The following is a 14095-nucleotide window of genomic DNA, read 5'->3' on the forward strand; positions in this document are numbered from 1 at the left end:
GATCGGTTAAAGGGAAATTTTCTTTTGCGCTGGTTCTGTCCTGGCAATATTCTAGCGACGCTGTGCCTGCTGTAAAAGCTGAGCCGCACTGTTTGCCCATTGGCGATTACCCTGCATCGAGAATAAATCGGTGGCGTACTGCAATACCCGCCGTGCGTCGGCATAATTACCCTGCCGCAGAAAAACTAACCCCGCTCCGTAGTAGGCATTGGGATAGTTGGGGTTTGCCTCTGCTGATCGCCGGAAGGCGTTGAGCGCGTCATTCAATTTGCCCTGCTGATACAGAATTGATCCCAGGCTGTACTGCGCTTCAGGATAGCGGGGATTGAGCGCGATCGCCTGCTGAAACGCTTTTAGCGCGTCGGGGGTGCGTCCCTGCTGGAGGTAAATTAATCCCAAATAGTAAGATGGCTCTGGCGCATTGGGGCTGAGTCGAACTGCCTGCTGAAAATAGGGCATTGCTGCCTGACTGTTGCCCTGCTGCCGCAGCACCAAGCCCAGATTGTAGTGCGCCAAGCCCAGATTCGGGTCAAGCTGAAGCGATCGCTGCAAATACTGCTGCGCCAGGGGAAAATTGTTGCCTTCTAGCAGAGCCGCGCCTAAATTAGCATAGGCAAGCGACAGTGCTGGATCTACCTGGATCGCCTGGTAAAAAGCGTTTGCTGCATCCTGAAGCAGTCCTTTTTGCCGATAAGCAAGCCCCAAATTGTAATAAGACGCGGCAAAGCGAGGATCAAGGGTGACAGACTGCCGGAACGCTGCGATCGCCTGATCGACCTGTCCCTGCTGGATATATTGCAACCCCAGATTAAGCTGCCCTTCGGGGGTCATGGCTGCGCCGGACTGATTATCAATGCTGAGCGTCGGCAGGGATTGCGTCAGCCCCATCGCAGGGAAAAAACTCAGGAGAATTGCACCCAGCACCGCTGCCCCTGAACTGGTAGGACGTCTGCGCGGCGATCGAATGCGCTTGCTTTGGGGGGTTGCTGAAGCGGAAAGGAAGAGAGGAGCTTGCCAACGCCGATTCATAGAGAATTTGCCTGCACTTTAAGATTGACCAGAATAATTCAAATGATTCAAATGATTCAACAGAACAATTGATCAGAAATTAATTCAGAAATTGATTAGAAACGGGAAGAGACGGTGAAGGAAAGAAAGGTTCAGGATTGCTGAGAGCAGTCGCGATTGGCGATCGATCCATCGGGCAGGGTGGTGCGGCAAAGTTTGACCGTATCAAGGCTGACGCCCTGCAAATTGACACCGCTGAGATCGGCACGCCGCAAATTAACGCCATTCAAGTTCACCCCGCTCAGATTCGCTCCGTTCAGGTTGACCCTGGCAAGATTTGCTCCTTCTAAATTTGCCCCCGATAAGTCGGCGTTACTGAGATCGGCTTCTGCCAGATACGCTTCGCCCAAGTCGGCATTGCTAAGATTGGCATTCGTTAGATTGGCACTGCCCAGGTTGGCATCGCGCAAATTCACCTTGATTAGTCCTGCCCGCGTTAAATCAGCTCTGGGAAGGTTCGCCCGCACCAGATTCGCAGCCTTGAGGTTGGCATTTCGCAAATCGGCACTGCCCAGATCGGCACGGCGCAGATCGGCTTCTTGCAGCTCGGCTCGATTGAGATTGACTTCGCTCAGGGTCGTGTCCTGCAAGTTGGCTTCTTTGAGATTCGCCCGCACCAAATTGGCACCCCGCAGGTTAGCATCCCGCAGATTGGCTTTGCTGAGGTTGCTGTCGCCCAGGTAAGCCAGGCTCAGGTTTGCCCCGGTTAGATTGGCTTCCTTGAGCAGCACACTGTTGAGGATGGCTTCGCTCAGCACTGCCCCGCTTAAATTGGCTTTAGTCAAATCTGCCTCACTCAAAATCGATCGCGTCAGCGTCCCGTTTTGCAGGTTTGATCGCCTCAGGTCGGCATCCCGCAGCGTCGCATCTTCGAGATTGACCGTTTGCAGGTCTGCCTGTTCCAAATCGGCTCCGTCCAGATCGCACTTGGGGCACGATCGATCCTTCAGCAGCGCTCGAATTCGGTAATCCCGTGCGGCTTCGCGAGAGACTGCCATTCCAATCAAACTGGCAAGCAGCAGAAAGAAAATGCCCAGAATCGAAAAGGCTCTGATATCTCGTTTGTCGATCGTGCGGGCTGCCATGAGGATTTAACCGTGAGTGGGTAGCGATTTGTACCGAACGTTGATCAGCGACGATGCCAGGAAACGAACTGAATTGTAGTCTACTGGATTAAATTTGAGACAAAATCCAGTCGATCGCCTCAGACAAATCAGCCGCTACATAGTCAGGCTGGGTCAGATGCTGATAAGTTCCCGTCAAGACTCGATCGCCAAATCCCGTCTGAACAAGAATCCCAGTACAGCCTGCGTTGTGAGCCAGATCGATATCCGTTGCTTTGTCACCAATCATAAAACTGCGGCTTAAGTCTAGATCATGCGTCCAGGCAGCCGCCACCAGCATTCCCGTATTGGGTTTGCGCCAGGTTGACCAGCGATCGAACGGAGATACAATTCCGCCTTCGGGGGGGCTGAGCGTGGGACAAAAGTAAACCGCATCGAGCTTTGCGCCCGCTTCAACATGCAGCAAATGCGCCAGGCGATCGTGCAGTGCCTCGACGTGGGAATCTGAATAATAGCCCCGCGCCGGACCCGATTGATTGGAGACGAGACAGCAAAAAATCTGGCGATCGTTTAACCGCCGCACGGCTGCCGCTACTCCCTGAATCAGGCGCAAATCCTCAACGCGATACAAATAGCCTGCTTCTTCGTTCAGCACTCCGTCGCGATCGAGAAATACGGCAGGTCGAGTCATAGAGCCATATTCCTGCCCTTATTCCATTCCGGGAAGCAAATCCAAAATTTCCCGCGCTGCCCGATCGCTCACGCCCACCTCGCCCAATTGCTGCCGCATTCGCCCATAGTCCGCGAGAATCTGACTGCGGCGATCGGGGTTCAGCAAAAATTCCAGCGATTCCGCCACAATGCAATCGGGGGTTGCCTGCCGCTGGAGCAGTTCGGGGACGATCGGCTGCATCAGCACCAGATTCACCGGAGAGATAAAGGGGGCGGCGTATTTGAGCAAATTCTCAGCAATCCAGGCAGTCATGGGATTGAGCCGATACATTACTACCTGCGGCACATTCAGCAAAGCCAGCTCCAGGTTCACCGTGCCCGATTTGGTAATTGCCAGATCCGAAGCCGCCAGCACTGCCTGGGTTTGATCCGCGACCAGCCGTGCCCGAAGTCCGTAAGATTGGATTGACTGCTCGATCGCCTCCCGGTAGGTTTCCAGCGACAGGGGAATCAAAAACTCAACCTGGGGCAGTTTTGCCTGAAGTTTTTCCTGGAGTTGACGCGCCGCCTCAAACATCACAGGCAGAATGTACTGAATTTCCTGACGACGAGAGGCAGGAATTAGGGAAATCACCGTAGCCTCTGGATCCAGGTTCAGTATCGTTCTTGCTTCTGAACGACTGGGCGCATTTTGCATTCGATCGATCAGGGGATGCCCGATCCAGGCGACCTCGCTGCCCCATTTCCGGTAGTAGTCTGCCTCCGCCGGAAAAATTGCCAGCAGGCGATCGGTGGCTCGCACGATCCGCTGGGTGTTTGCCGAACTCATCGACCAGACCCACTCCTGCGGTGCGATGTAGTAAACCGTGGGCACAGACGGAAAAAAGCGGCGCGTAAAATTGCCGATACCGATATTAGGACCAAAATAGTCAATCATCACCACCAGATCAGGCGGATTCTGGCGTAGCCATCTTTTCACCTGTCGCTGCGCCCGAATCGTCGGCAGCACGTATTGCACTGATTCTAGAATGCCGATCGAGCCGATCGCACTGGTATCCGCCAGCAGTTTCGCCCCTGCCTGGGCCATGCGATCGCCCCCGGTCGCGACAATTTCCAGATCAATTCCGGCGGATTCTGCCTGACGATACAAAGCTTCGACTAGCAGCGCACCTTGCAAGTCGCCCGATACTTCACCTGTACTGATAAAAATTCGCCGTTTGGTTCTAATCATCCTCGCGTCTCTGCATTGCCTTCCCCGGCAGCGAGCCCCGCCGCCCCAGCGAATGACTCAGCCGCAAAAACTGCCGCAGATGCTCGATCGCCTCATGATCTGGCAATAAATCAAGCTGTTCGAGCGCTTGGGTAAAGGGCAAGCCCGATCGATAAAGCGTACGGAAAGCTTTTTTGAGGGACTGCATCGTTTTGCCGCCATCTAAATCAGCAAAGCCCGCGCGCTGGAGCCCGACTTTGTTGAGCGATCGGACTCGTGCCGGATTGCCCTCAACCAGCATAAAAGGAGGCACGTCGCGATGAATTCGACTCATGCCGCCCACCATTGCCAGCCGTCCAATGTGGACAAACTGATGCACCCCCAGCACACCGCTGATTCGTGCCTGGGATTCGATATGGACGTGACCGGAAAGGGCAACGCTATTGGCAATGATTACCTGATCGCCGATCACGCAGTTGTGACCTACATGGGCATACGCCATCAGCAAATTTTGATTGCCGATAACTGTCGCTTCGCCTGCCAGCGTTGCCTGATTGATGGTGACGTACTCGCGAATCACATTGTCATTGCCGATCGTGACCCGATTCAGCGAGCCGTCGTATTTCAAATCTTGCGGTTCTAAGCCAATCGCCGCACCGGGGAAGATTTTGTTGCGTTCGCCGATCTCGGTTTCGCCGTCGATCACGGCGTGATGACTGACGATCGTACCTGCCCCAATCCGTACCCGTTCGCCAATTACCGCATAAGCCCCGACCTGCACCGTGGGATGGAGTTCGGCGCGGGGATGAATCACAGCAGTCGGATGAATCAGAGTAGTCAAGGGTTTTGAGCAGAGGGTAGGGATTGGAAGATGCAGGAGAAAGCCGTGACTCGACGTTCAGGATTGAAGGCGAAAGAATTGACTTCAAGGTCAAACTTAAAGGTCAACCAGAGAAAACATTAGTTCCCCTTCAGCGGCAAGCTGCCCATCGACTTCGGCACGACCCTGCATCCAACCAAAACGACGATGCTTGACCCGCAGCAGTTCCACAGTCATCACAAGTTGATCGCCGGGAACCACCGGACGACGAAACCGAACCTTATCGATTCCGGCAAACATAAACAGCCCTTCGGGCAGATCGGGCATCTGAGTCAGCACCACTCCGCCCACCTGCGCCATCGCTTCCACAATCAACACACCCGGCATAATCGGCTTACCTGGAAAATGCCCCTGAAAGTGCGGCTCGTTAAAGCTGACATTTTTAATGCCGATCGCCGACTTACCAGGAACATACTGAATAATGCGATCGACTAGCGAGAAAGGATAGCGATGCGGCAAAAGCTGGTGAATTTCTTCGATCGATAGCGTGGCACGCGCAGCCGGGGTGTTGTTAGAGTTAGCTTCAGCTTCCGCAGTGAGATGAGCGGTATTCGTCGGGTCGTCAGTCAAAATAGCCATGAGTCAATCCAGGTGTAAGACGGCAAGAAGGGTGAAACGCCCCAGTCAACAATCGGTTGGCAAACAGGTTAAGCAAACAAAAGAGCAGCCAGACGGGCAGCAAACTGAGTGTGTAACTGGTGGCTGGCTTTGTAGGCAAGGATATGAGCGCGGGGGAAAGTTCCCAGCAAACTCAAATCTCCTACTAAATCTAAAAGTTTATGACGGACTGGCTCATTTGAAAATCTTAATGGAGGATTGACCCATCCGTCTCGGCTGCAAACCAGAGCATTGTCAAGACTACCACCTTTGATGAGTCCCTGCTGTCTGAGGGAGTCGATCTGCTCTGCAATCCCAAAGGTTCGTGCCGGAGCGATCGCCTCCCGGAAACTTTCGCGATCGGGCGACCAACTTTGCCACTGATTACCGATCGCAGGCAAATCAAAATCAATGCCGTAGGTAAACCGCAGCTCATTTGCCGGAAATGCTGAGATAAAGGCATCGCCCTGACTCAAGGTAACTGGCTCGGTCAGCACCGATTGGGGACGCTCCGCCTCCTGAGCCATGATTCCGGCTTGCTCGATCGCCTCTACCCAGGGCAAAGCCGAACCATCCAGCAAGGGCACTTCCGCCGCGTCTAGCTCAATCCGGGCATTATCAATCCCCATGCCGCTAAGAGCTGCCAGCAGATGTTCTACGGTTCGCACGGTTGCTGTACCGCTTTCCAGTTCGGTTGAGAGCAGCGTTTGTCCCACGCAATCGATTCGGGCGGGAACCGTGGGGCGATCGGGCAGATCAACTCGCACAAAGCAGCGTCCAGATCCGGGTAGGGCAGGCAACACCCGCAGGCAAACCGAATTTCCCGAATGCAGACCAATCCCAACTCGCTCAAACGAGCGTGCCAGCGTGTGCTGAAACACCTGACCTGGTGAAGCAGGAAAACCGGAAGATAAACGAGACGTGGAGGCTTCAAGCATGTAGTTAAGCAATACAGCAATAAATCAGGCTGATGCAGAGAAATGGCTCGAAACGGAAAATGGCAGATTTTTTAGAATAGTTGGCGGCTGTGAAGTAACTCTCAGCTTGGAGGAATCCTCGTGATCTGTATTGCCTCCCTAGCGGGTCATTTTGGGGAACCGAGCCAAGGGATTTCGACTTTCAAAGTTCCCCAAAAGTGGAGGATTTAGGGGGGCAATGTGGAACATGGAACACTTCTTCGGTAGCCGCCTCCTAAAATCCCTGCCCGATGCCAAACACAATGCGGTTATCCCCCTGGTCGTTGATCGCATAATCCACTCTGACTAAGCCCAGCGGCGTTTGCACCCGAACTCCCAAGCCGTAATCGAAACCTGATCCCGGTTTATCACGAATTCCTGCTGGATCGCCTGGAACATCTGAGGCAGTGCCCAGATCAGAGCCGACATCAAGGAAGAGTGCGCCACTGACGATCGAAAAGACCGGGAAGCGATACTCTGCCGTTGCCTGTAGGAAGCTGCTGCCGCTGCCCAGGTCACCGGGTCCGTAGCCTCGCACCGAGTCTGTGCCGCCCAGCGCGAACGCTTCATAGGGTGGGAAGTCGCCGATAATCGTACCGCCCTGCACGTTGAATGCGAGCGTTTGCGGACATTGTTCTGCCGTCGGATTTTCCTGCTGGCAGCCTTCGGTCAGGCGCAGGAATCGTACTGGAAGGAAGTAGCTGTAGCTGGCGCGCACTCGGTTAAACGTAATTCCCGCGATCGGAATTGCCTGCTCTGTACTAAAGCGCAGCACCGAACCACTGGTGGTTTGAATTGGGTCATTGCGTCGATCGCGCACCGCCGAGAACTGGAGCGTCAGCAGATTATCAATTCCCGACTCGTTGTAGCTCAGCAGGTTGCCAAATTCATCGCGAGGCGTTAGCTCACCGTCTACATCGCGCACTGAGACGTTCTGATACTGCAAACCCAGACTTGCCCGCCAATCATCACCTAGCGGACGGCTGAAACTAATACCGCCACCATAGCGACGAATCCGGGGGCGATCGCCGTTCGGAAGCGTCACTTCTTCGTCGCCTCCGTCAAAGATGAGCGAGATTGACTGTCGCCCAAACGCATTAAGCGTGTAGGAAGTCCGGTTCGGGTCCCCGCCGATCCAGGGATCGGTAAAGCTGAGATCAAACAGCAAATCGCGCTCGCCAAGCTGGACTTCTGCGCTCAAGTCCTGGTCATTGCCACCCAAGTTAGTTTCCTGGAAGCTGACCGAACCGAACAGACCGCTTGCCGAGCTGACGCCAAATCCGGCTGCCAGCGACCCTGTATTTCGCTCTTCGACATTCACCGTAACATCCACAGTCCGTGGATCTTGCCCCGGATTGAGGGCAATATTCAGACTCTCAAAAATGCCTAACCCAAAGGCACGCTGGAGGTCTGCGCGAATCTGGTTCTGGTTAAACACATCCCCCGGCTGCGACTCAAACTGGCGGGTAATGATAAAGTCCCGCGTCCGTCCCTCAACCGGATTGCCTTCTTCGTCAACCGGCTGACCTTCTTCGAGAAACTGGATGCCAATTTGCTCGATCACGCCCTCTGCCACTTCCAGCGTCACTGTTCCATCCGGCAAAATTTGCGGAGCTGAAATGACCTGCGCCAGCACGTAGCCATTGTCCTGATACAGACGGTTCAGGTTTTCAATTCCCACCTGCAACTGCCGCAGATTGACGATCGACCCCACCTGATTGGCAAAAATTGTGTCAACGGCTTCCTGAAGGGGAACCTGCTCGTTTTGATAGGTGACTTCAGTACCCTGCTCTTGCAGCACGCTCCCGCTCAGCTCAACCGATTGAAACAGTGGATTCGGCTGCACCAAAAAAGTAACGCGCACACCGAGGGGGGTATCTTCGGGAACTGCCCGCACGTTCGAGAAAAATCCTGTGGCAAAAATGGCGTTGATATCCTGCTGAAGCTGCGATCGGGTGGTGGTTTGACCAGGAAGGGTCTGGATTGTGCCATACACCTCATTCAGCAAATCGCCTTCTGCCCCGGTTACCAGCACTTCTGACACTAAGACTCTGGGTTCGGGCTGCTCTGCCTGGGGTGGCGTTGCACCGCCCGGCGTTTGTTCCGTTCCAGGAGTTTGCCCGGTTCCAGGAAACGGGGGAAGGGTAGGCGTTGTGCTGTCAGGAGCTTGCTGCGTTCCAGTTCCAGGGAAAGGCGGCAGGGTGGGAATATTGGTTCCGGGAGCGGGGGCAGGGGTTTGAGCATCGGACTGAGCTGGCTCGACATCGACATCAACACCTAATCCAGGCTGAGTGTCGATCGGCACATTAAGCTGGTTGGGGCTTTCCGGCTCCGGCGTCTGGGTTCCCGGTGGGGGAGTCTCCGGGGAACTGGGCGGCTCGTCAATTTGAGCGTCCTGCTGCGAGCCGGGGTTGGGCGGAAGCTGAGAGATGCGCTGCGAAGCAGTTCCCCCTCTGAGGTTATCGGGTGCAAACTCGATTGGCGTTGCCTCAGGCACTGTTCCTGATGGGAAAACGGTAGTTCCAGCAGACCCAGGCGGCATTGCGGCAATCAGCGGCTCTGAATGGGGGGAACCCCCAGCATTGACGCTGGCAGCCTCCGCTGCATTAATCGAGGACGGGTTTGCAGCGATCGAGTTTGCAGGACGCAGGTCTGTTGCTTCGGTTTGCTCCGTAGAAGGCAGCGTTTCAGAAGCCGCTTCGGTCGTCTGCGCCCCAACCGGACGCACAAAGCTCAGGGTTGCTGAAGCAGTCAGGACTGCCAGAAAAAAGGGAGAAAAACGCATACGGGTAAAAGAGTTTGACACTTCCACACACCAGAGCATCGCTCACAGGAGTATATCAGAGCAGCAGACGATCGACTTGAGACGAGCAGCTTATCCTGCAATCAGGAGGCAAAAGCCGTCATCAGTCGAGAAGCACTCTAATGTTTCTCAGTACTGTCCCTCGCTGCCTGGTTTGACACCCTTGCTAAGGGGTTGACTTGTTTGACTGACAGAAATCACGCGAGTTCCGCACAAACGCAGCCATTGTACAGCATTCGGTTTTTTGTGCTCTAAACTGGGTGTGCCAGAACTCGCTCTAGCACCTGGCGATACGCCTCTTCCACATTGCCCAGATCGTGCCGAAAGCGATCCTTGTCCATCACTCGCTGACTGGGATCGGTTGCTGCCTGATTCCACAGCCGACAGGTATCCGGGCTAATTTCGTCTGCCAGGATTAAATTGCCTTCGGCATCCATGCCAAACTCCAGCTTGAAATCAACCAGCGTAATGCCGCACTCCTGAAAAAATGCCGTCAGAATTTGATTGACCTGAAGTGCCATCTGGCGAAGCTGTTCAACCTGTTCAGGCGTTGCCAACTGAAGGAGTCGCAGCCGATCGATCGTCAGCAGCGGATCGCCCAGTTCATCATTTTTGTAATAAAACTCAACGAGCGGCCGGGGTAGTTCCATTCCCACAGCCAAACCCGTTTCGCGGCACAGGCTCCCCGCAGCAATATTTCGCACGACGACTTCTAGCGGCACAATTTTGACTGCTCTTACCCGCATCTCGTTCGCCGCCGGACGATCGATCCAGTGAGTGGGAACGCCTTTTGCTTCCAGCATTTGAAACAGGTGGCTGGAGATGGCGCAGTTCATTTCGCCTTTGCCGACGATCGTGCCGCGCTTCTGGGCATTAAAGGCAGTGGCATCGTCCTTAAAGCGAGTCAACAAAATGTTGGGGTCGTCGGTTGGATAGAGAATCTTTGCTTTACCCTCGTATAAAATTTGAGGTTCTGTCATGGAGGTCAGCCCTGGGTGAGTAGAATCAAACGTGCGATCTAGAACAATCTGCAACAGGACACCATTTTAGCGGCGGTGGGTCAGTTGCTGGCCTTCAATTCGTCCGAACTTGTCCTGGCTGCTCAAACTCAAACTTTGCTAAATACGGGCTGCTGAATATTGGGTTACTAAATACTGGGTTACTAAAATAGGGTCGCTCGATACAGGGTGCGACCTGGTGTTTGATCGGATGTTTGATAAGAACTTTTTGCGGAACGGCTCGCGAAACGACGGCTTGGTAGCTCTCTTTCAAAAAGCAGGAATGAATTTGTTGGAAACCCGAGCGTACTCCCTTAAATTTGGGAAATCATTACTGAGTAGCAAACTTTACTAAGTTCTGTCTTTGTATCCTTTGCTACACAAAACAATCGCAGTGCTTCTTCCCAAAGAAAGAAGTATCAGATTGTTGAGCCCTGCTAGGTTCTCATGATGTTTTCACTCGCTGTTTTTAGGTTAAATTTGGGTTAAGAGCAAATCCCTGTTAGTGTCTCAATCTCCTATGTCAATTATTAGGCGGGTAACATCCGTGAGGAATACCAGCTAAAGCCAGAGCAATTTGAATGTTTAAGGAAGGTGAAGCCATGACCCATCGTACTGAATTTCTCAACGCCAAGAGCCGCTACCGGGGTGAAGTCAAGCCAGAGAATTTGGTGTTTAACGCAAACCTACAGGAATTTTCTCAGCGCGTCAGCTTCATTTCTGGCTTAGAAACCAACGGCAAGATCACGCCCGAAGAGGCATTTACCCAAGTTCGATCGCTCTGGAAGCAACTCAAACGCAGCCGCAAAGCGTTGGGCGTTGGCGAACACCCCTTTCAGTTGCCTGAAGAGTAAACGGGCATGATTTCAGCCTTATTTTTCAGTCAGCGTCCAAACCCCGTCTGCCCATTCAGTTTCAGTCGGGGGATTGGTTAACCAATGTTCACAGCGTTTCAGGTGCATCTGCGCGGCTTTGTCTTTGCAGTCAAAGTCTTCCAGAAGGGTGCCGAATGCCAGGATCGCTCTGGCGAATTTGCGGTTGAGATAAAATTCGCGCGCCTGATGATAGAGATCGATCGCCTGCTTGCGTTCATCAGCGATCGGCTCATCTCGTAGCCCGACCAGCTCATAAATGCCCACGGGCTTGTTTTTGCCCTTCACCCGAATGCAGTCTAGCTCCCTTGCCCAGATGCGATCAGCACAGGGCTTGTAAGTACTTTCGCTAATAATAATGTCGGTTCCGTACTGTTTGCTGGCTCCTTCTAACCGCGAACCGAGATTGACCCCATCCCCGATCGCCGTAAACTCCATGCGGCGGCTGGAGCCAATGTTGCCGCTGATCACCACATCAGAGTTGATGCCGATTCCAATGCTGATTCTGCGCTCTGGCTCTCGATTTTCATTAAACTTTTTCAGTCGCTCACGCATCTCGATCGCACTCTGCACCGCCATCCAGGGATGGTCTTTCAGCGGCACAAGCGACCCAAACACTGCCATAATCGCGTCGCCGATGTACTTATCCAGTGCCCCGTCGTAGCGAAAGATCGCATCAACCATCGACTCAAAATATTCGTTGAGCATATCAACGACCGCATGGGCTTCCATGCTCTCGGTCAGCGTGGTATAGCTGCGAATATCAGAAAATAGTACCGAAACCTCCTTGCGATCGCCGCCCAGTTTCAGTTCGCCGTTGAGTGCCCGCTCGACAAGCTCCTGACTCATGTAGCGCGACATGGCGTTCTTAAATCGCTTTTCCCGGCTGATGTCTTCAATCACGACCAGCCCGCCCGACACCTGTTCAGGATTGGTCGCGTCTGCGATCGGGTTGAGGGTAAGGTTGATGCTGTGGTGCGTCGTTCCATCGGTCGAGAGCAGGGTTTGATCTGCATAGTAGTACTGGCGATTTTGCTCCCTTGCTGCATCAAAGACATTGGCGAACCAGCCTGAAAAGTTGCTTTTATCAATTAGGATCAGATCCGTCACCGAGCGCCCTTCCAAGGAAGCCGATTCTGCAAAGCCGAGCAGCTTTTTCGCCTGTTCGTTGGCAGCAATCACTCTGCCTTCCTTGTCGGTTGAAATCACGCCGTTAGAGAGCGATCGCAGAATGTCGCGCTGGGTCTGCTCCTGCTGCTTCACAGTGGCAAAAAGCTTGGCGTTTTGCAGGGCAACCCCTGCCTGATCGTTAAACGATCGCATAAATTCCTGGTCGCTGCGGTTAAAGCTTGCCCGCCAGCATTCTGGAGCTTCTGGATAAGTTGCCGGATCATAGGGGAAAAAGTTGCCTGTGCGCTTTTTGTTGATGAGCTGCGTTACGGCAATCAGCTCATTATCGGCGTTAAACACAGGCATACAAAGCATACTGCACGTTCGATAGCCCGTCTTTTTGTCAGTTTCCTTCGATTTTGCTGAGTTGGGGTGGTCGTACAAGTCGAACGGAATCAGTACGGGTTCTCCGTTCATTGCGACCTGTCCAGCAAAGCCTGCGCCCATCGGAATTCGGAGTTCGCGCAGTTCCCCGTCACGGTTGGGCAACTTCGTCCAGAGTTCGTGCTTTTCGCGATCGATCAGCCACAGAGTGCTCCGGTCTGCCTGCATCAGCTCTTTCGCCTCGTCCATCACCTTTTTCAGGGTTTCTTCCAGGTCGAGGCTGCTCTGGCTGAGGGCTTTGGTTGCCTTAATCAAGGCAGAGGCGGCACGCTGTTGTTGCGTGGCCTTGTAGAACGATCGCGATGACTCCAGAATCAGGCGAATCGAGGGCGCAAAATCGGAAAACAACTGCTCGTCGTCGGAGGTGAATCCGGCTAAATCGATTTTTTGATCGAGGGAGTCGAGGGGGGCGTGTCCCGGCTTTAGCTTGTTGATAAGCTGCACGACGGCAACCAGATCTCCGCCATCGCTCAGGAGCGGCATCGTCAGCATCGTATAGCTGCGATAGTTGTTTTTCTTGTCGAGTTCCTGTGCTGCTTTAGAACGTGCGTCCTGGTAAAAGTCGTAGGGAATATTTATTGCCTGCTTGGTCGTCGCGACTTCTCCCGCAATTCCCATTGTGCGCGGAATCCGAATTTCCAGGCTCTTGCCGTTGTCGTCACCCTCAGCATGAATCGACCACAGCTCGTCTTTGTCCTCATCCAGCAGAAAAATGGTGGTGCGATCGGCATTGAGCAGTTCCCCAGTTTTCAGGGTGATCGATCGCAGCATTTCATTCAGGATCAGCTCAAACCCCCTCGCGTCGAGCACATTATCCAGCAGGGAAAGGGTCTGATTCACCACATGGAGGCGCTGTTCTACATCCGCAACGACCTGTTTAAACGTCTCCTGCTTGAGTGGAGCCAGGAAGTCTGAGAAAGACTGTTTGCGGGCAGTCAAAGCACTATTGCTGATTCGGGTTATATGACCGGGATCGGAGTTGACAACTCCTTGGGAGGGGATTCCTCCCAGGGGAATGTCTGGCAGCGTTGCTTGGGCATCACAGGGAGGCAGCACCTGATCAGGAACGACAGCCGCAGGTCGATCGATCGCTAAGTGAGGCGTACCAGGATTTGAGTTATTGCCCAGATCATTGCCCGGATCATTGCCCGGATCATTGCCCAAATTATTGCCCGAACTATTGCCCAAGCCGTTGCTCCCTGGCGAGTCCAAATGTGAGTTCAGAGACGGTGGAACGTTCATAGATGCATAAGGAAAGAGAGCGTCCGAGTTAACGATAGCGAAGCAGCCAAGTTTTCTCTAGCAAGATATCCGTGGCTCAACTAAGCTTTTTAACGACAGCCGCTTTTCCGTAGCCGTGAGGTCATACCCACTATATCCGGTTGCTCTATCGCTATCCCGTGACGAACTTAACACTTCAT

The 14095-nt window shown here is 53.6% G+C and carries 11 protein-coding genes; 1 reads left to right on the plus strand and 10 read right to left on the minus strand.

Annotated features, from left to right (window positions below; all coding sequences use genetic code 11):
* Positions 1–51 precede the first annotated feature (51 nt).
* The 9 genes from NDA02_RS06055 to purC form a co-directional block, all read right to left on the minus strand.
* A complete protein-coding gene (locus NDA02_RS06055; RefSeq protein ID WP_199296483.1) occupies positions 52–1029 on the minus strand; it encodes a tetratricopeptide repeat protein in 978 nt (325 codons plus the stop codon).
* A gap of 131 nt (positions 1030–1160) precedes the next feature.
* Positions 1161–2153, minus strand: a complete 993-nt coding sequence (locus NDA02_RS06060; RefSeq protein ID WP_190791424.1) for a pentapeptide repeat-containing protein — start codon at positions 2151–2153, stop codon at positions 1161–1163.
* A gap of 88 nt (positions 2154–2241) precedes the next feature.
* Positions 2242–2823, minus strand: a complete 582-nt coding sequence (locus tag NDA02_RS06065; RefSeq protein ID WP_190791423.1) for an HAD family hydrolase — start codon at positions 2821–2823, stop codon at positions 2242–2244.
* Between the two features lie 18 nt (positions 2824–2841).
* Positions 2842–4035, minus strand: coding sequence for a lipid-A-disaccharide synthase (gene lpxB, locus NDA02_RS06070; protein WP_190791422.1), 1194 nt, complete (start codon positions 4033–4035; stop codon positions 2842–2844).
* Positions 4028–4855 (minus strand): acyl-ACP--UDP-N-acetylglucosamine O-acyltransferase, encoded by an 828-nt coding sequence (gene lpxA / locus NDA02_RS06075; protein ID WP_190791421.1) that lies wholly within the window; start codon positions 4853–4855, stop codon positions 4028–4030. The genes lpxB and lpxA overlap by 8 nt, the downstream gene beginning before the upstream one ends.
* 96 nt (positions 4856–4951) lie before the next feature.
* Complete coding sequence (fabZ, locus tag NDA02_RS06080; protein ID WP_190791420.1) at positions 4952–5473, minus strand: 3-hydroxyacyl-ACP dehydratase FabZ; 522 nt, start codon at positions 5471–5473, stop codon at positions 4952–4954.
* 68 nt (positions 5474–5541) lie between these two features.
* Positions 5542–6372: a UDP-3-O-acyl-N-acetylglucosamine deacetylase gene (gene lpxC, locus NDA02_RS06085; protein ID WP_190791441.1), complete on the minus strand. Its 831-nt coding sequence runs from the start codon at positions 6370–6372 to the stop codon at positions 5542–5544.
* A gap of 310 nt (positions 6373–6682) precedes the next feature.
* Positions 6683–9232, minus strand: a complete 2550-nt coding sequence (locus tag NDA02_RS06090) for a BamA/TamA family outer membrane protein (protein WP_190791419.1) — start codon at positions 9230–9232, stop codon at positions 6683–6685.
* Positions 9233–9501: 269 nt separating this feature from the next.
* On the minus strand, positions 9502–10230 hold the full coding sequence (gene purC / locus NDA02_RS06095) for a phosphoribosylaminoimidazolesuccinocarboxamide synthase (protein WP_348254622.1): 729 nt from the start codon (positions 10228–10230) through the stop codon (positions 9502–9504).
* Between the two features lie 620 nt (positions 10231–10850).
* Between purC and NDA02_RS06100 the strand changes: the two genes are divergently transcribed.
* Entirely contained in the window at positions 10851–11102 is a 252-nt protein-coding gene (locus tag NDA02_RS06100; RefSeq protein WP_190791417.1) for a hypothetical protein, read from the plus strand.
* An 18-nt stretch (positions 11103–11120) separates the two neighbouring features.
* Here the strand turns inward: NDA02_RS06100 and NDA02_RS06105 are convergent, their stop codons facing one another.
* The gene (locus tag NDA02_RS06105) at positions 11121–13916 is read right to left on the minus strand and encodes a GAF domain-containing protein (RefSeq protein ID WP_348254624.1); all 2796 of its coding nucleotides are present in this window, start codon (positions 13914–13916) and stop codon (positions 11121–11123) included.
* Between the last annotated feature and the right edge of the window lie 179 nt (positions 13917–14095).

Origin of the sequence: Leptolyngbya sp. ST-U4 (assembly GCF_039962215.1) — a bacterium.
Classification (GTDB): Bacteria; Cyanobacteriota; Cyanobacteriia; order Elainellales; family Elainellaceae; genus Leptolyngbya_A.

Coding starts and splice junctions, on each gene's coding strand:
- fabZ (WP_190791420.1), bottom strand. CDS start 5,473: ATGGCTATTTTGACTGACGACCCGACGAATACCGCTCATCTCACTGCG.
- NDA02_RS06055 (WP_199296483.1), bottom strand. CDS start 1,029: ATGAATCGGCGTTGGCAAGCTCCTCTCTTCCTTTCCGCTTCAGCAACC.
- NDA02_RS06060 (WP_190791424.1), bottom strand. CDS start 2,153: ATGGCAGCCCGCACGATCGACAAACGAGATATCAGAGCCTTTTCGATT.
- NDA02_RS06090 (WP_190791419.1), bottom strand. CDS start 9,232: ATGCGTTTTTCTCCCTTTTTTCTGGCAGTCCTGACTGCTTCAGCAACC.
- lpxB (WP_190791422.1), bottom strand. CDS start 4,035: ATGATTAGAACCAAACGGCGAATTTTTATCAGTACAGGTGAAGTATCG.
- NDA02_RS06105 (WP_348254624.1), bottom strand. CDS start 13,916: ATGAACGTTCCACCGTCTCTGAACTCACATTTGGACTCGCCAGGGAGC.
- NDA02_RS06065 (WP_190791423.1), bottom strand. CDS start 2,823: ATGACTCGACCTGCCGTATTTCTCGATCGCGACGGAGTGCTGAACGAA.
- purC (WP_348254622.1), bottom strand. CDS start 10,230: ATGACAGAACCTCAAATTTTATACGAGGGTAAAGCAAAGATTCTCTAT.
- NDA02_RS06100 (WP_190791417.1), top strand. CDS start 10,851: ATGACCCATCGTACTGAATTTCTCAACGCCAAGAGCCGCTACCGGGGT.